This window comes from Pullulanibacillus sp. KACC 23026 (assembly GCF_029094525.1).
Lineage (GTDB): Bacteria > Bacillota > Bacilli > Bacillales > Sporolactobacillaceae > KACC-23026.
This window is the reverse complement of the sequence record NZ_CP119107.1, coordinates 293,891-311,091: the sequence shown is the minus strand read 5'-3', so window position 1 is coordinate 311,091 and position 17,201 is coordinate 293,891. Positions and strand designations below refer to the sequence as shown.

17 protein-coding genes are annotated in these 17,201 nt (G+C 43.3%); 2 read left to right on the top strand and 15 right to left on the bottom strand.

All coding sequences use genetic code 11. From position 1 onward, the window contains the following. Positions 1 to 74: 74 nt before the first annotated feature. From PU629_RS01470 to PU629_RS01455, 4 genes are all read right to left on the bottom strand, one after another. Positions 75 to 365: a hypothetical protein gene (locus tag PU629_RS01470; RefSeq protein ID WP_275282490.1), complete on the bottom strand. Its 291-nt coding sequence runs from the start codon at positions 363 to 365 to the stop codon at positions 75 to 77. 183 nt (positions 366 to 548) lie between these two features. Beyond that, positions 549 to 983: a DUF1499 domain-containing protein gene (locus PU629_RS01465; RefSeq protein ID WP_275282489.1), complete on the bottom strand. Its 435-nt coding sequence runs from the start codon at positions 981 to 983 to the stop codon at positions 549 to 551. 81 nt (positions 984 to 1,064) lie between these two features. After that, positions 1,065 to 2,510 carry an amidase family protein gene (locus PU629_RS01460; protein WP_481900466.1) on the bottom strand — a complete coding sequence of 482 codons (1,446 nt, stop codon included), beginning with the start codon at positions 2,508 to 2,510 and terminating at the stop codon, positions 1,065 to 1,067. Continuing rightward, positions 2,470 to 3,549, bottom strand: coding sequence for an FUSC family protein (locus PU629_RS01455; RefSeq protein WP_275282488.1), 1,080 nt, complete (start codon positions 3,547 to 3,549; stop codon positions 2,470 to 2,472). The genes PU629_RS01460 and PU629_RS01455 overlap by 41 nt, the downstream gene beginning before the upstream one ends. A 191-nt stretch (positions 3,550 to 3,740) precedes the next feature. On the opposite strand from PU629_RS01455, the gene PU629_RS01450 reads away from it, so the two are divergent. After that, positions 3,741 to 5,288, top strand: a complete 1,548-nt coding sequence (locus PU629_RS01450; RefSeq protein WP_275282487.1) for a hypothetical protein — start codon at positions 3,741 to 3,743, stop codon at positions 5,286 to 5,288. An 84-nt stretch (positions 5,289 to 5,372) separates the two neighbouring features. Here PU629_RS01450 and PU629_RS01445 read toward each other — a convergent pair whose 3' ends face one another. The 6 genes from PU629_RS01445 to PU629_RS01420 all read right to left on the bottom strand — a co-directional run bounded on the left by PU629_RS01445 (position 5,373) and on the right by PU629_RS01420 (position 11,740). Continuing rightward, positions 5,373 to 6,197, bottom strand: coding sequence for an NAD(P)-dependent oxidoreductase (locus PU629_RS01445; protein ID WP_275284331.1), 825 nt, complete (start codon positions 6,195 to 6,197; stop codon positions 5,373 to 5,375). Between the two features lie 183 nt (positions 6,198 to 6,380). Further along, positions 6,381 to 7,091, bottom strand: coding sequence for a ThuA domain-containing protein (locus PU629_RS01440; protein WP_275282486.1), 711 nt, complete (start codon positions 7,089 to 7,091; stop codon positions 6,381 to 6,383). A 55-nt stretch (positions 7,092 to 7,146) separates the two neighbouring features. Then, positions 7,147 to 7,974, bottom strand: a complete 828-nt coding sequence (locus PU629_RS01435) for a carbohydrate ABC transporter permease (RefSeq protein WP_275282485.1) — start codon at positions 7,972 to 7,974, stop codon at positions 7,147 to 7,149. A 13-nt stretch (positions 7,975 to 7,987) separates the two neighbouring features. Further along, positions 7,988 to 9,295 (bottom strand): carbohydrate ABC transporter permease, encoded by a 1,308-nt coding sequence (locus PU629_RS01430; protein ID WP_275282484.1) that lies wholly within the window; start codon positions 9,293 to 9,295, stop codon positions 7,988 to 7,990. Positions 9,296 to 9,350: 55 nt separating this feature from the next. Beyond that, positions 9,351 to 10,679, bottom strand: a complete 1,329-nt coding sequence (locus PU629_RS01425; protein ID WP_275282483.1) for an ABC transporter substrate-binding protein — start codon at positions 10,677 to 10,679, stop codon at positions 9,351 to 9,353. A 71-nt stretch (positions 10,680 to 10,750) separates the two neighbouring features. After that, complete coding sequence (locus tag PU629_RS01420) at positions 10,751 to 11,740, bottom strand: LacI family DNA-binding transcriptional regulator (RefSeq protein ID WP_275282482.1); 990 nt, start codon at positions 11,738 to 11,740, stop codon at positions 10,751 to 10,753. 223 nt (positions 11,741 to 11,963) lie between these two features. Between PU629_RS01420 and PU629_RS01415 the strand changes: the two genes are divergently transcribed. Further along, a complete protein-coding gene (locus PU629_RS01415) occupies positions 11,964 to 12,470 on the top strand; it encodes an Hsp20/alpha crystallin family protein (protein ID WP_275282481.1) in 507 nt (168 codons plus the stop codon). 94 nt (positions 12,471 to 12,564) lie between these two features. Here PU629_RS01415 and PU629_RS01410 read toward each other — a convergent pair whose 3' ends face one another. The 5 genes from PU629_RS01410 to PU629_RS01390 all read right to left on the bottom strand — a co-directional run bounded on the left by PU629_RS01410 (position 12,565) and on the right by PU629_RS01390 (position 17,192). After that, a complete protein-coding gene (locus tag PU629_RS01410; RefSeq protein ID WP_275282480.1) occupies positions 12,565 to 12,720 on the bottom strand; it encodes a hypothetical protein in 156 nt (51 codons plus the stop codon). A gap of 138 nt (positions 12,721 to 12,858) precedes the next feature. Beyond that, the gene (locus PU629_RS01405; RefSeq protein ID WP_275282479.1) at positions 12,859 to 13,599 is read right to left on the bottom strand and encodes an SDR family NAD(P)-dependent oxidoreductase; all 741 of its coding nucleotides are present in this window, start codon (positions 13,597 to 13,599) and stop codon (positions 12,859 to 12,861) included. Positions 13,600 to 13,624: 25 nt separating this feature from the next. After that, positions 13,625 to 14,452: an aldo/keto reductase gene (locus PU629_RS01400; protein ID WP_275282478.1), complete on the bottom strand. Its 828-nt coding sequence runs from the start codon at positions 14,450 to 14,452 to the stop codon at positions 13,625 to 13,627. A gap of 555 nt (positions 14,453 to 15,007) precedes the next feature. Next, positions 15,008 to 15,277: a phosphocarrier protein HPr gene (locus PU629_RS01395; RefSeq protein ID WP_275282477.1), complete on the bottom strand. Its 270-nt coding sequence runs from the start codon at positions 15,275 to 15,277 to the stop codon at positions 15,008 to 15,010. A 28-nt stretch (positions 15,278 to 15,305) separates the two neighbouring features. Beyond that, complete coding sequence (locus PU629_RS01390; RefSeq protein WP_275282476.1) at positions 15,306 to 17,192, bottom strand: PTS fructose transporter subunit IIABC; 1,887 nt, start codon at positions 17,190 to 17,192, stop codon at positions 15,306 to 15,308. Positions 17,193 to 17,201: the final 9 nt, after the last annotated feature.

The following is a 17,201-nucleotide window of genomic DNA, read 5'->3' as shown; positions in this document are numbered from 1 at the left end:
ACAAAAAAGAAAAAGACCATTTTTCCAGAGAAACGAGATCTTCCCCCCCCCTGAAAAAATGGACATCTGCTTTTTTATCGAGTTTGTAAATAAACCTGTAAGGCATCTTTGATTGGTTCTTCCATCTTGTCCGTATGAATCTCATAATGGTCACCATTCGTCTTAGCTTGAAAGGCTTTAATCCCTTGCTCTCTCAAGAAATCATTTAAATCGGTTACCTCTTCATTTTGCGTCAAAAGGGTTTTAATTCCAACAAAATCTCCATTTACATAAACCTCATACCGGTCATGCTCAAGCTTCATATCCAATGGCTCAGCGTTTAGAAAAACCCCTCCAATTGGATTAAAAGGATTTTGAAAGTCCATTATTGACACCCCTTTCAATATAGAAGATGTGTCAATTTGAACGCCTTTAAACTCGAAATTATTTCCAATCCTTTTTTCTTTCGTTTTTACAAGCCAACTAGGCCCGCATGTTCGGAGATAATCCGTAAAGGAAGCCTCCTATTAAAAGAGATCCTTCGCGAGCCTGCCAAGCGAGGTGTTTATTCAAGTAGCAGGCTTGTCTGTTTCTGCCTGCTTCTCAAGATGTTCATCTCGTTTGCGCAAAAAGCGGGCCACAACGGATTGCATGCGCCGTTTATTGCTTCCAAAATCCGTATAGCCCACGCGAGAGGCGGACCGAAAATGAAGCTGCTTGTCGTCCTCATCAAACAGAAATTCGGCATCTTGTATGTATTCAAAGACCATCGTCTTCGCCTCAGCGTGAATATAGCCATCCTCTTCTTTCACCACTTCTACTTTAGGGATGGTCTTTAACACTTCAAATAAAATGCCCTTGGCTTCATCCAAGGTTAAACCACTGTAGTCAATTGGGAGCATATGACGGTTTAAATCACTATGATTGGTCGACACACAATTTGGTGTTCTAGGACAAGACCTAAGACTGCCATCGATCAACCCTATGGTCGGTTGCTTTTTCATTCAATCATCCTCACATAAGTTAAGCGAACACATTAAATTTATCGTCCTGCTCAAGTATTTTCTAGCCGGTCAAAAGATACTCTATTCACCATCAAAAACAGGAGGCAATCGGTGAGGATAAGCCTGTTCAAACGCATAAGTCATGGCCATTAATTTTGGCTCTTCAAAGGCACGTGCTGTAAAGCTTAAGCCAATTGGCTCGCCTTCCTTTGAGAACCCAACTGGAACGGCTATGGATGGATACCCGCCTTTAGCAGCAATACTTGATCCCCAGCTGGAGAAAAAGACGAGTGCATCTAATTGATGCTCTTCCATGACCTGATCAATCCCTTTAGAGTACTCTAAGTCAGCTAAACGGCTTTTTAAATAAGCGGATTCCGCTAAAGTCCCTTCCGTGCGTTCTGCCTCTTCAAAGAGAGCCTGTCCATATTTGAGCGCCTTATCGGCATGTCGCCCATTATAGGCCACAAGATCTTGTAAAGAATGAACCGGGACATGCGGCTCAACCCCTTTTAAATACGCATTAAGTGCGGGTTTGAATTCATAGATAAGCACATCATGGCCCTTTTCTGCTTCTGTTTCTGGAATGGTCACAGGATCTATAATTTCTGCCCCTAACGCCTTCATCTCTTCAAGTGCTTGGTTGATGACCGCTAGAACCCCTTCTTCAACCTCATCATAAAAGCGCGGTCTTGGAACCCCGATTCGTTTTCCCTTCAAACCTTCTTTATCCAGGAAATCCGTATAGTCGATTGGACCACGTGTTGTCCCAAGCTTCGTGACGGGGTCATGATCATCCTCACCCACAATGGCATTCAGCAAAATAGCCGCATCTTTGACAGACTTAGCAATAGGCCCTGCTGTATCCTGACTGTGAGAAATCGGAATGATGCCTTTACGGCTGACCAAACCAATGGTTGGTTTAATCCCAACCAAGCTGTTTTGACAGGCTGGATTCAAAATAGAACCCGATGTTTCTGTCCCAATCGCAATAGGTGCCATGTTGCTTGCGACAGAAGCGGCTGACCCCGCACTCGAACCGCCAACAGCAAATTTTCCTGGTCCGTATGGATTAAGGACTTGTCCGCCGCGCGAACTATAGCCGGTTGGCATATGGTCACTTATGAAATTGGCCCATTCAGTCAAATTCACTTTTCCTAATATAATAGCACCCGCTTCTCGCAGTTTGCTCGCAACCGTTGCATCCTCTTTGGCATAATGATCTTTTAACGCAATAGACCCGGCTGTTGTATGCATGTGATCGCCTGTGTCAATATTATCTTTGAGTAAAACCGGAATACCATGAAGCGGCCCTCTCGACCCCTTTACTCTTCGTTCTTCGTCCAGCACTTGAGCGATCGCCTCCGCATCTGGATTCACTTCGGCCACTGCATTCACAACGGGGTTATAGGTCGCTATTTGCTCCATATAAAAGTGAACCAATTTAAGCGATGTCGTTTCCCCTTTTTCTAAAGCTTGCTGAAGCTCATCGATCGAGGCCTCGATTGGAAATGGTGTGCTCATCATGTGACAGCTTCTCCTCTCTTGCAATGGATTTATGATAATTTTTCTTCATATCACATATTAGATCGTGAATATCAAACAAATCATATAAAAGTTTAATTCTTGGATGAAGCTGGGGGTGATCTTCATTTTGATGGGCATCCACTTCTTTTTCTCTTTCATATAATGAACACAATGTCTCAAATGACGCTAAATAAGACGCGCTGAAAGGCTTCTCAATCTGCTCAATAGCAGCGACTAACTCTTTCCCATAATTTAAAAGGATTTCGTGATCCGTCCCTTTAAAAAGTCTTGGTGAGCAAGAGGCATAAATGAGATCAGCCAACTGATGCTGAAGCGACTGGATCATTTCTAAAAGGCGCTGGGATTGATTCAGCAATTGGAGCTTCTTCTTCCCTCGCCAATGATACCGCCACTCACTTCTTTGAAAATGAACTAATTTAAATGCTGTATCCAATTCTTTGACTTGGCTCTGATAGGCAAGCCGAAGTCTGGGCTTAGCGGGGAGTTCCCCATAGAAAAACAGTTCAAGCCATTTGGCAGAGTCCTTTACTAATTTCTCGGATCTTTCCAAAATCCTAGTGTAGTAGTTGGGCGGAAGGACGAAATAATTAATGAGTGTGGCAACGGTGATCCCTGTAAACGTCGTGCCTAACCGCACAACAAACGAATCCAAATAATTTCCGTATGTAACCGGCAACATAGCAACAGCTGTCAGAACGGCCACGACTAATCCGTCATGCAGCTTTAATCGAATGCAAACAATCAATGTTAACGTCGCCGCAAGCGTATAGGATAGTGCGGATTCTCCAAAATAAGCCTCCAGCCCCATCGCAATGGCTGCTCCTATAGCTGATGCCGGAAAGCGCACAAGCCCTTTCTTAAAGCTGTCCGATGAGGTATTTTCTATGGAGACGACGGACGTCATGACTGCAAAAAGCGGCGGCCAATCAAAAGTCTGGCAAATGTATGCCGTTATTAATGATGCGAGAAAGCTCTTCGCAATACGCCCTCCTAAAAAAGTTCTTCCAATCCTTGCCATTTAAGAAGGCACTCCCTTTTTTCTACCAACTCTAATAATTCTAATATACCTTAAAACAATGAAGCCCACCAATATGTTAGAAGAAAGTATGAGCGGTTTTATCATAATTTTACATGTTCAATCATCTAATTGACTATAAGCCTGTCTTCGGGACAGGTTCTCCACCATCCTGTTTAACGGAGGTTCTTTTCATGACGTATAGGCGACTCCTGTTTGGTTTATTTCCCATTCTCTTTATTCTTTTATTATTCTTCTTACAAATAGATACGCAATTAATGAGTATCCGCAAGCTTCCAGCTGAAGGATGGAGCCGACCTTTGGAGGCCTCAGAACCGCTGGACTCTGCCATTACTCCCTTGACTAATAATGCGGGCTCGTCTTTTAATATTTATACAGCAAAGGGGAAAACCGTTTTCTATACCCAGCTTAACCCTTCCCTTAAAATCATTCAGCAAACGCCCTTTACCGTTAAAGGAACCGTTCAAGCTTTAATATGGGGGGACCAAGACGAATTTGTCTATCAACAGGCCGATAAGCTCTATTTCTACAGTCATAAGAAGTCCGTACTCATCACCTCAAAATGGGATCATGCCCAGGCGGCAGGTTCGACTCTTTTATATGCCAAGTCCAATCTTCTATACTCATTCCTGCCGTCCACTCGTCAAACCAATGAAATGGCGGGCTTTGCTTCACCCATAGTCGATATTCATTCGACCGATAATGGGCAAACTCTGTTAATCACGACCCAGCAGCCTAAAACAAAACGGTATACCTTTTTTCTAGTTAAAGCGCAAGGCGACCAAGGCTATAAAGTCATGAAATTGGGTTATATAGAGGAGTCTGCCGAACAAACCCTTCTCACAAGCCAAGTAACCGAAACCAAAACAGATACGCTTGTGATCATGGCCTTTAAGGGGCTGAATGGCAAAGTGAAGCTAGAGAGCTCGACGATTCCAAACAATCAAATAAACTCTGGGATCATCAACCATCCAAAAGCACAGGTTTTCACAATAAAAGAGAAATCGGGAACGGCGATTGACTATATAAACGATTTACAGCTTAGTCAAAAGAATAATCAGCCATCGTTGTTATTTGTTGGAGGGTCTCTAGAATCCTTTGAACACACGTTATATGAAGCGCACCCTTCCCAACAAGGAACATGGATCGCTGACAAAAGAAGTGATTCGCTCAGTCTAAAATCACATCCCGTCTGGCTCGATTCCAACCATGATTATATTCTATGGAGCAGCCCAAAGACAGCTGTTTTGAACCGCCTTCAGTTTACCAGTCATGATCCAAAACTCGCTAAGAAAAGCTTAAGTCTTAAACCTGCTGATCTTATCCACGGTTTTCGAAAGGCCAATCAAACGATGGACAACATGGGCCGTTTACTGATCCTGTTGCTTCTCTCAGGACTGCCGCCGCTTATGTTTTACTTAATCTTAACCAAATGGTTGGGGGCTGAAGGCCATGGTGATCGAATAAGGGCCGCATCGCTTATCGTCTTTCTAGCAGCGCAGATCGATGTGATTCAGTACGTTTTAAGCCACGCTGCAGAGCTGCCTCCGTTTTTAGAACCGGCCTTCCGCTCGATCATTTATGGGCTCGGCTTTTGGGTGATCCTATATCTCTTCTCCCATTTCTTGCGGCCAGATAATTGGTCACCCCGAGCCGCCCTGATCTATTGTCTGACACTCTATGTACTTGGACTAACTTTCTTAATTGGTCCGTATTTTTAGCTAAAAGCAAAGAACAAGGACCTGCTCCCCCTGCTTCTAAACTAGAAGTCTGGAGGGGCTTGTCCCTGTTAATTGGCAAAGGTATTATAAATAAAGCTTGTAAAGGGCTTGCGTACCAAAATTCTCGCCGCCTTGTTCGGCTAATTCTTCATATCTTTTTTTAGCTAGAGCGAGTCCTGGTGTCAATAAGCCCAATTCTTCAGCCGACTCTAAGGCGATCCTCATATCTTTAATAAAATGCTTTACATAGAAGCCAGGAGCAAAATCCCCTTTTAACATGCGCGGTGCCAAATTGGAAAGAGAGAAACTCCCTGCTGCACCTGCCGCAATGCTTTTTAGGACTTGATCAGGATCCAAACCAGCCTTAGCAGCATAAGCGATTGCTTCACAGACACCAAGCATCGTTCCGGCAATGGCAATTTGGTTACTTAATTTGGTATGCTGACCGGACCCAGCTTGCCCCTGGTAAACGATGTTTTGACCCATAGCTTCAAAAATTGGGCGGACGGTTTCAAACACGTTTTTATCGCCGCCTACCATGATCGAAAGTTTACCATTTTGAGCGCCAACATCGCCTCCGGAAACCGGTGCATCCAGACTCGAAAGCCCATTCGCTTTAGCTTCTTCATAGATACGCTCAGCAAGCTTTGGTGAAGAGGTGGTCATATCAATTAAGGTACTTCCCTGTTTCGCATGGGCCACGATCCCGTCTTCCAAGTATACCTGCTCAACATCCTTAGGGTAGCCTACAATCGTAATAATAACATCTGAATTTTTAGAAATATCCTGGATCGTAGGCATCCAAACCGCCCCATCTTCAATAAGCGCATCTGCTTTTGACTTTGTTCGGTTATAGACATTAACGCGATAACCCGCCTTCATTAAGTTCCGAACCATCCCTTGCCCCATAACGCCTGTCCCAATAAATCCAATAACCTTTGCGTTTTGCTCCACCTGTTCCGCCTCCTAAAACTGAATATCCTATATATTACCACAAAATTATTAAGGAGACAGACTTAGAGGGGACAGACCTTGGCTTAGTTAGATAGATAAGCCAAGGTCTGTCCCCACAAAAAAGTCTCTCCCCTTTCCTTATAGTGATTCCAATGGTTGGGCATTCCCATATACTGGTTTGTCTCGTTTAACTGGTGCTACATAGCGGGCGGCATTAGTGATGACCTTTTGAACTGGTTCCTGGTAATAGGTTGGGAATGTTTCATGCCCTGGTCTAAAGTAAAAAATTTTGCCTTGGCCTCTGTTGAACACACATCCGCTTCTGAACACTTCTCCACCTTTGAACCAACTAACAAGAACTAACTCATCAGGTGCTGGGATATCAAAGTGCTCACCATACATTTCTTCATGCTCAAGCTCAATCGTTTCCCCAATTCCTTGGACGATTGGATGATTGGGATTAACCACCCATAACCGTTCATTTTCTCCGGCCTCACGCCACTTAAGATCGCAGGACGTCCCCATTAGCTTTTTGAAAATCTTAGAAAAATGTCCGGAGTGTAAGACGATTAAACCCATTCCATCAAGGACGCGTTGATGAATCCTGTCGACAATGCGATCTGACACTTCATGATGGGCCATATGTCCCCACCAAACAAGGACATCTGTTTGGCTTAACACGTCTTCAGTTAATCCATGCTCAGGTTCGTCAAGAGTAGCCGTCCCAACTTCAAAGCCCGCCGTTTGTAAAAATTCGGCAATAACCTCATGAATCCCATTTGGATACACACTTCTAACTTCCTCATGCTCTCGCTCATGGCGAAACTCATTCCAAACTGTAACTTTCATATAAAACGCTCCTTTTAATTTCATTTTTCTCTAATGCAGCACTTCAGGAACCCGTCTATTCTTTAACTGAACCTGAAGTGAGTCCTGAAACAATTCGGCGTTGGAAAATCAGAACAAGGACGACTAACGGAACCGTTACAACTACTGTTGCTGCACAAATCTCTCCCCAAGGAACCGTGTATTGACCAGAGAACATTGAAATTCCAACCGGTACAGTCATATGGGATTGGTCCGAGTTAATCGTAAGGGCGAATAAATACTCATTCCAAGCGGCAATAAAAGCAAGAATTGCCGTTGTAAATATTCCAGGTACAGCAAGCGGAAAAATAATCTTTCTATACGTTTGCATTAAAGTTGCCCCGTCAATTTTCGCCGATTCCTCGAGCTCAAGAGGAATCTTTCTAAAGAAAGTCACCAAAATCCAAATTGACAAAGGTAACGTGATAGTTATATACGGAATGACCAGGCCGATATAACTATTCGTAAGACCGAGATGCATTAAAATAATATAAATGGGGGATAAAGTAGCAATTTGCGGAAACATGGTTACCGACAAAGTTAACCCCAATATTACCGTCTTCCCAGGAAAATGAAGCCTGGCAAGTGCATAGGCTGCAAACGACGCAAAGAGTACCGCAATGATGGTTGTAAGAGCCGCTACAATTAAACTATTTTTCATGTAATTTAAAAACGGATAATTTAAAAAGACATCTGTGTAATTTTTCAATGTTGGATGCTCTGCAAACCAATTGAAGGCCTGATTGCCGAATAGCTCCGATGGGGGCTTCAGAGAACTAAGAAGCACCCAAAGGAACGGAAAAATAACGGCGAAGACAAACAACACTAAGAATATATAAAAAAATGGGCCAGCTTTCTTTTGCATGTTCTCCCCTCCTCTAATTCTTTGAGCCTTCTGGCAATAATTCTGAGCCTAGCAATTTGACAAATATGATAGAAATGATTGCAACACAGAAGAACACAATGACAGATAACGCCGAACCGCCTCCGAAGTCGGTTTGTGAAAACATCACTTTGTAGGCATAAATAGAGATCGTTTCGGTTGAATTCGCTGGCCCTCCTCCAGTCAGTACGTAGATTAAATCGAACACTCGGAAAGCATCTAACGTTCTGAACAACAGAGCGACCAAAATGCTTGTTTTCAATAGCGGAAGGGTGATACGGACAAACTGTTTCCATTTATTCGCGCCATCAATCGCTGCGGCCTCATAAAGAGATTCTGGAATCACTTGTAGCCCTGCGAGTAAGAGTAATGCCATATAGGGGGTCGTCTTCCACACATCGGCCAAAATGACCGAGGACATAGCGCCATTTGTGGTGGTTAAAAGAGTCCCCATATCATGAATAATCCCGATCTTTTGAAAAAACTTGGCAATGATTCCACTTTGCCCATCATAGAGATACCGCCACATCATGGCTGAAATAGCTGTTGGAACAGCCCATGGAACCAATACCGTAGCCCGTATAAGCCCCCTGCCAAAAAAGGCCTTATTAATTAGCAAGGCGATCGCTAAGCCTAAAACGAATTCAATGAACACTGAAATAATGGTAAACGTAACGGTATGAAGGAGTGCGGCCCACATTCTAGGGTCTTGGAGATACGTCTTATAGTGCTGAAGGCCAATAAAATTCGGTTTAATGAGGGCATCTCCTAAGCCTGTTGCGAGTCCATAATCTTTTTTGGCATTGGTCAAGACTTTCGAATCTTGATAAGGTGCTAATTCCTTTTCGACCTGATTGGCTGTTTGCTGAAGGGCAACGGCCGTTGATTTGCTTATTCTTACTTGTGAGAGTTCATCTGATGGTGTTTTAAAGTTGTTAAGAATCGTGTTGACCTTCGTATAACGGCTTCCGGTTTCCTTCTTAATCTTGTTATCTATTGCCGTTAATTGATTGGACACCTTATTAAATACATCGTGGTCCTTACCCGTAACTTTAGGTAAATCATTCTGAATGTCTCCCATTAGGAAGGGCATGTCGTTTAAATAGCGCTGGAGATCAATACTATAATGAGTGGTTGTCTTTGATTGAGTCGGGTCATTTAATTTGTAATCAAACAAACTAAAATACATCGATTGCAAGACTGGATAAACTGCAATGACCAAAATTAAGATCAGGGCTGGTGCCATTAATAGATAGGCTGCCTTCCAATCTGATTTTCTCCGATTACCTTTCTGTCTCTTCATGCTCCTCACCTCTTTAAGAAGAGTTGGCCTTCAACTTGTGAAGGCCAACCATTTATTAGCTTTGTTTCATTGCCGCTTCCATTTCTTTTTGCATATTAGCAGCCGCTTGTGCTGGTGTTTCTTGACCGGCGAGCATTTTAGATACATGGATTTGAATAATGCTAGAGATTTGTTGATAGTTCGGTGCAACAGGACGTGAAGTCGCATTGGCTACAGCTTCTTGGAACCCTTTTTGCTTAAAGAATGGATTCGCTTTAAGGACATCAGGATCACTGTAAAGACTTGTAATGGCAGGTGCGCTTCCGCCGCTGATCGATTGAATTTTTTCTCCCTCAAGCCCTGTCATAAATTCAACGAGTTTCCAGGCTTCTTGCGGATGTTTGGAATATTTGTTAATGCCCATCTGCCAGCCGCCTAGAGCCGATGCAGTCCCGGCGTCACCAGAAGGAAGAGCGGCAACTCCAACTTTGCCGACAATTTTTGATTTCGTTTTATCGTTGGCATCTGCCCACATGTATGGCCAGTTACGAGCAAACACGGATTGGCCTTGAATAAAGGAATTATCGGTATCCGTCTCTTGGAAATTGGTAATATTACTTGGCGTAATCCCTGAATCCACAGCGATCTTCTTCAATTCTGTAAGTCCCTTAATAGCTTGAGGCGTGTCAACTGAAACCTTGCCATCTTTATTGATGAATGCACCGCCATAGCTTCCTAGATACTCAACTGCATTACAGACAAGACCTTCATATTGATCAGCCTGTAAAAGCATCCCGTATTTAGTCCCATTTTTGCCTTGTAATTGTTTGGCGTCAGCTATAAGGTCATCCCAAGTCTTTGGCGGGGTTTTAACAAGATCCGTTCTATAGAACAAGACCCCTGCGTCCACAAAGAGCGGTAATGCCCACTGCTTACCATTAAACTGAGCGGCACTCAAAGCCCCTTGACTATATTGACTTAAATCAACATGATCCTGTTGGATAAAACGATCCAGTGGGAGCGTGTAGCCCGCTTGAGCAAATTCTGCCGGCCATACAACATCCATATTGATGACGTCAATGGCAGATGACTTGGCATTAAAAGCGGTGACATAGGCGTCATGCTGTTTGCCTGTATCATTAGGCTCTTCTAGTACTTTGACATGAATATGAGGATACTTTTTCTCAAAGGCAGCAAGCATATCTTTTGTCGCATTAGTTGTATCTTTCCCGCGCGCCCAAACGATCGTTACATCTTTACTGGATGAATCGGAACTGGATTTCCCATTGCTTGAGTTATCAGAAGCAGAGGTAGATGCATTATCCTTTGAAGACGAACAAGCTGATAGGAATAGACTAAACGCTAAAATAATAACCATTAAAACGCTCAACTTTTTGACTCTCATTTAAATCCTCCTTTAGGAATGAACTTCTCCAATCATGATATGAAATCGTTTTCACATCTAGTACCACTTACTTAGGTTGACCCTCTTACCACCAAATGCAGTGGCAGCTCCAATTTACACGTTTCCGGCTTTTGTTCCCCTTTTAATAGGTCTAACATTAATTCAATGGAAACTTTTCCAATTTGTTCAACCGGTTGATAGATAGTCGAAATACCAGGGTCCATTAGCTCAGCAATGGGCTGGTCATCAAAACCTAATACAGCCAGCTCTTCTGGAATCTTAACAGCATTTTTTTTTGATTCTGCAATAATCCCTAGTGCCACTTCATCGCTGCTAGTAAATATGGCCGTTGGCTTTTGTTTTAGTGCCTTAATTTTATAGAAAATTTCTTGACCGCTCTTAGTATCATAAGCTTCATCAAAGATCCAATTCTCATTGATTGGCAGATTAAATTCTTCATGAGCCTTTTTAAATCCTAAGTAACGTTCTTTAATATTTGTAAATTGAGTGCCTGCATAGCAAAAAGCAATTTTGGTATGACCCCGTTCAATGAGATGCCTCGTTCCAATGTAACCGCCTTCAAATTGATTTAAGTAAATAATGGGCGCCTCTGTTAAGGGGGGATATTCATTGCAAAAAATAATGGGACCAAAATCACAATAGGTCTTGATAACCTCCCAGACATTTTCACTCGAGGCCATAATGACACCGCCAATTTGCCGTGTCTTTAACCAGTTTAAATAGGTGATTTCCCTGCTTTTCTGTGACCGCGTTTGGCAGACAATCAGCTTAAAGCCGTTTTCTGCCGCAATTGTCTCCATTGAATCAACAAGTTTGCTGAAAAAAGGGTTTGAAAGCCTTGGGATCAGGACCGCAATAGCATCATTTGTTTGGGTGCGAAGCTGTCTCGCTATTGAATTCGGAACGTACCCTAGTTCCTTCATAGCCTCATGGACCAATTTCCTTTTCTCTTCTGAAACATAAGGATGGTTATTGATTACCCTTGAAACAGTAGCCGGTGATAACCCTGCAAGCTTTGCAACATCTTGAATTCTCGTCATGCAACTCCTCCTTTTTTTACACCCCCTAATCCCAAGGAACTTTTTGCCATGTTGTGAAATCGTTTTCATAAAAAGATTATAATTGAAAGCGCTTCGATAAACAAGTAGGAATTTAAAGAATTTTTCATTTTAATATCTGAGCATTTTTTAGGTGTTTGCCTATAACCGGATATTTCTCCTTTTCATAAACTATAAAAGGAAAAGTATGAAAGGAGAGAGTCTCTTGGCCGAACGAGAAGAGAATAATCGACCTGTTCCAAGACAACCTCAGCCTGGTCCGCCAATGAATCCTTTCTCTGGCGGTATTTTAGGCCGTATTGATGAATTTTTTATTAATGAAGAATATCGAGGCGTTCTGGACTCCATTGACGCTTTCTTTCAAAACCACCCCTTTAACACGGGCAGGAGCTTTCCTGTTGACCTTTACGAAACCAAAGACGAATGGGTAGTTAAAGCTGAGCTGCCTGGCGTTAAGAAGAGTCAAATCCATATCGAAACACTGGGCGATCGCATTCGTCTTGCGGTTATAAACGATGAACGCTTTATTGATCAATCAGCAAGCAATTACTATCGACGTGAAAGGCGTCTTCAACAGGCAGAGCGAACGATTCCATTACCTTATCGAGTCTACCGTTCAAAAACGAAAGCCCGTTTTCGAGATGGTATCTTAGAAATTCGCGGTCCTAAATATCCGAAGACCCAGAACACGATTGATATCGATGATGAATAACAAGCGGCTGCTAACTATTCTCCCAAAAGTTCTTAAATAAATAGGCTGCCCTTTGGAAAGCCACTCCCAAAGGACAGCCTATTTTGAACCCCCTTTAATCCTCACCGCTTGGATCATTTTCATCAAGGACAAGCCGTGTTACCGTCGTTGTGTCGCCTTCCTCGATTTCTTCTTCTGTAGCTTCATCGTTCAGCTCATCTTCTGTATCAATTCCCGGAGCAAGGGTTGGTTCATCCTCATGTTTTTTCATAGACCATCCTCCTAACAAAAATTGACTCTTTGAATAGGATGAACGCCCTTTAATGTTTTTATGTGTTTTTGAGGACAGACCCTCATCAAGTGGCTGCACCTTTGAATGAGGAATCTTAAGCTAAAACGATCCTAACATTTATTCTTCGTATATCATTTTCCGGGTCATGCCACCGTCAACCACATGATTGATACCCGTTACAAAATTATTTTGCGGATCCGTTAAATAAAGGCAAGCCCGCGCTATATCCTCAGGAGTCCCTACCCGCTTTGACAGGTGCTGCTCATGGTCAATGGGACGCAAGGTGTCATAATGTCTCGTTTCAATCCATCCTGGACTAATGGCATTCACCGTGATTCGCGCTTCGCTCAGAGTCGCAGCTAATGCGTGGGTCAAGGCGACCAGGCCTCCCTTTGTTGCCGCATAAGCTTCTGAATTAGGCTCGGACATGATGGCACGAGTAGAGGCCATGTTTACAATCGATCCATGAATTCCCTTTTTCTTCATGAGCTTGGACGCCGCCTGGGCACAGAGCATGGCCCCTCTTAGATTGGTCTGGATCACATCCTCCCACACTTCAACAGTCAGTTGCTCAAAGGGCGCAAATCTGGATACGCCGGCATTGTTAATGAGGACATCGACTCGACCCCATAGCTCCTCCACTTGCTGAAACAGTCTTCCAATGGATTTTGGATCACGGACATCCGTCTGGATAAAAATCGCTTCTTGCCCTGCCTGCTCGATTTCCTGTTGAAGGATGCTTCCATCCACAACATCAGCAATAACGACTCGATCGTTGTTTTCAGCAAACACCTTGGCAACCCCTTTTCCAATCCCATTGGCTGCCCCGGTTATAACTACCACTCGTTTCTGTGACATGCTGTCCACCTCATTTAATAGAAACTCAGCTCATTTTATCAGGGTCCATCCCTGTGCGTTCATTTTGATTTAAAGCATCAATTAACTTTAACTCGTCCTCGGTTAACCTAAAATCAAAGACATCCGCGTTTTCTTTAATTCTTGAAGGTGTTACTGACTTAGGAATCGTAATAATCCCTCGGTCCAAATCCCATCTAAGAATGATTTGTGCAGGTGTCTTGCCATATTTTTTGGCCAATTGATTAAGCGTCGGTTCTTCAAAAAGGCGTGCTCGCATTAATGGACTCCATGCCTCGACTTGAATTCCCTTTTCCTTGCAATAGGCGCGCACTTCTTCTTGTGTCAAACGAGGATGAAGTTCGATCTGGTTGACCGCTGGAACGATAGAGGTGTGGCTCAACAGATCATCAAGATGATGCTCCTTAAAATTACTGACGCCAATTGCCCGCACCCATCCCTCTTGATAAAGTTTTTCGAGAGCACGATAGGTCTCTATGTATTTACCCTTAATTGGCCAATGAACAAGATAGAGATCGACATAGTCCAGCCCTAATTTCTTTCGGCTCTCTTCAAAGGCCTTTAAAGTTTCCTCATAACCTTGCTGATCATTCCAAACTTTTGTTGTGACAAATAAAGACTCACGAGGTAGTCCCGATGCCTTAATCGACTGCCCAACACCCTCTTCATTTTGGTAAAAAGAGGCGGTATCGATGGAACGATAGCCCACTTCAAGTGCTGTTTCGACGGCTTGTTGAACTTCCTTCCCATCCTGAGCTTTATAGACGCCAAGACCAAACCAAGGCATTTTGACTCCATTATTTAATGTCACCGTATCGTGCAATGAGTGAACCATTTATAAGCCTCCTCTTATCATTTAACTTGCTGCAGTACTATAACTTTATGGTACAACTTTCCTTAAATGAACTCAATTTTTGTGATTAATGGCGAAGACGGCCTCTCAGGCGCGCTTACAGGTGCCACGGAACGAATCAATCCTGCAGCGCAAAAACATTTAGTCGTAACGAGGATTCGCTATCCGCCCTTGAAATGAGGTGGTCTCAACTCCCCACCCAAATCGGCCTTATTTTCATGGTAACAGGACACTCTAGCAAGGGCTAAATCAGATGACAAATCAAGCGTTTTCAGGTCATGTTTTGATTTAATCAGAATTATCGAAGAAAAATGTAAAAGCTCCCATAATTAAAATTTCCCCTGCGAGATCATGTTACTATAATTGTGCAGCCGACATAATACATGTCCAACCAATCTTGATCTGCTTGCCCCCCAAAAAGCTCTCAAGGATTTTCCTTGAGAGCTTTTTATTGTATATTTCAGCAAGATCTGTCTCCAGAGAAAAGAAAAAGGCGCCCACTTTTTAAGTGAGCCCCCTGCTTTTATCTAGGCAGACTTATTCAGCTAACCCTTCTGCTTTTAACACTTCTTCTACCCCTTGCAGAGCATCTGCTTCGTCTGAGCCTTCTGCAGAGATCGTAATTTGAGCTCCCTTACCAATTCCCATTGCCATGACACCCATAATAGATTTCAAATTAGCTGTTTTGTCACCTGATACGATGTTAATTTCAGATGAAAATTGGCTTGCTCGTTGAACAAGCGTTGTTGCTGGTCGTGCATGAATACCAGAATCACTAATTACTGTAAATGTTTTTTCTACTGCCATAGAAATCCTCCTAATGTGTTTTCACCAATTATATAATTGGTTTCTTCCAAACTCCATAAATAACCCCTGTAATAATAGCCCCAATAATAATAAAGAGCAAATAAAGCAAAGAGCTGCCATTAACAAACGGAATAACAAATACTCCGCCATGAGGGGCGCGAAGCCCAATTTTGAATCCCGAGACAAGGGCACCGGTAGTGGCCGAACCAATTATACTAGAAATTATAACACGAATTGGGTCTGCAGCGGCAAAAGGAATCGCCCCTTCTGTAATAAAAGACGCCCCCAAAACATAAGCTGTGCGACCTGCATTGAGCTCTGATTCTGAAAACTTACGTGCAAAAAGAGTTGTCGCAATGGCCATCCCGAGTGGCGGGACCATTCCTCCTGCCATTGTGGCTGCCTGAGGAAAATAGTTGCCCGCGCTTAATGCAGCAAGACCAAATGTATAAGCTGCTTTATTGAAAGGCCCACCCATATCGATCGCCATCATGCCGCCCAATATCATACCAAGCAAGGCAAGATTAGTTGTACCAAGATGGTTTAGCCAATGAGTAATCACAGTCATTAACCCATGGACCGGTACATCGACCAGTTCCATAATTATCCCCGTAATCGCAATACCTAATACTGGAAAAATCAAAACCGGCTTTAGGCCTTCTAAAGCTTGTGGGAGAGAACCGAATACTTTCTTCAAAAGTTGTACGGCATAACCTGCCAAAAAGCCTGCAATTAAGCCTCCTAAGAAGCCTGCACCGCTTGTTGCAGCCATGTAGCCGCCTACTACCCCTGGTGCTAATCCAGGGCGATCGGCAATACTAAAAGAGATGTAGCCTGCAAGAATGGGAACCATAAGCGCAAAAGCATGTGTCGCGCCAATGTCATTTAGAGTCGCTGAAAGCCAGTTGTAATGAGGCGACTTTGGATCGGTTGCATGAATCCCCCAAAAGAATGAGAGGGCAATCAAGATCCCCCCGCCTACAACAAATGGGAGCATGAACGAAACCCCATTCATTAAATGACGGTAAAAGCTATTTTGCCCTGCTTTGCGTTCCGCCTTGGCATCTGAAATGTTGTCTTGGTAGCCCTTACTTGAATTACCGCTATAAATCGGTGCTTCTCCGTTAACCACTTGATTGATTAAACCTTCAGGATTTCGAATCCCTGCAGTAACAGGTGCTTGGACAACTCGTTTCCCAACAAATGGCTCCATGTCTACTTTAGTGTCTGCTGCCACGATGACACCAACGGCCTCACGGATATCGTCTTCTGTTAATTGATTTTTTACACCTGTTGATCCATTTGTTTGCACCTTAATTTCATAGCCAAGCTCTTTGGCCTTCATTTTCAATGAATCCGCTGCCATATAAGTGTGAGCAATCCCGGTTGGGCAGCCCGTCACACCGACTAACTTCTTAGCACCTTTATTAACAGGGAATTCCTCCGCTTCTTCGCTCTCTGATCGCTCTTTTTCTTCAAATAGACGCACGACTTCAGATGGGGTTTTGGCTTGTAAGAGCTGTTCCCGGAAGTCTGCATGAATTAAATAAGTTGAGAGTTTAGACAAGGTTTCTAGATGCTCATCCGTCGCCCCAGCACTTGCTGCAATCATAAAGAAAAGATGAGCCGGTGCCCCATCAAGGGATTCGTAATCAACGCCTAACTTTGAGCGACCAAAGGCAATTGCAGGTGTTTTGACTGCTGCCGTTTTGGCATGTGGAATCGCAATTCCTTCACCGATCCCAGTTGTCGTTTCAGCCTCTCTAGCATCAATTGCTCTTCTAAAATCAAGTCTATTCGTTAACTTGCCTGCCCGGTCAAGCTTTTCAACCAGTTCATCAAGGACACCTGACTTATCACTTGCAGCCAAATCTAATTGAATGGTATCAATAGATAATAAATCGGTAATTTTCATAGGTCATCT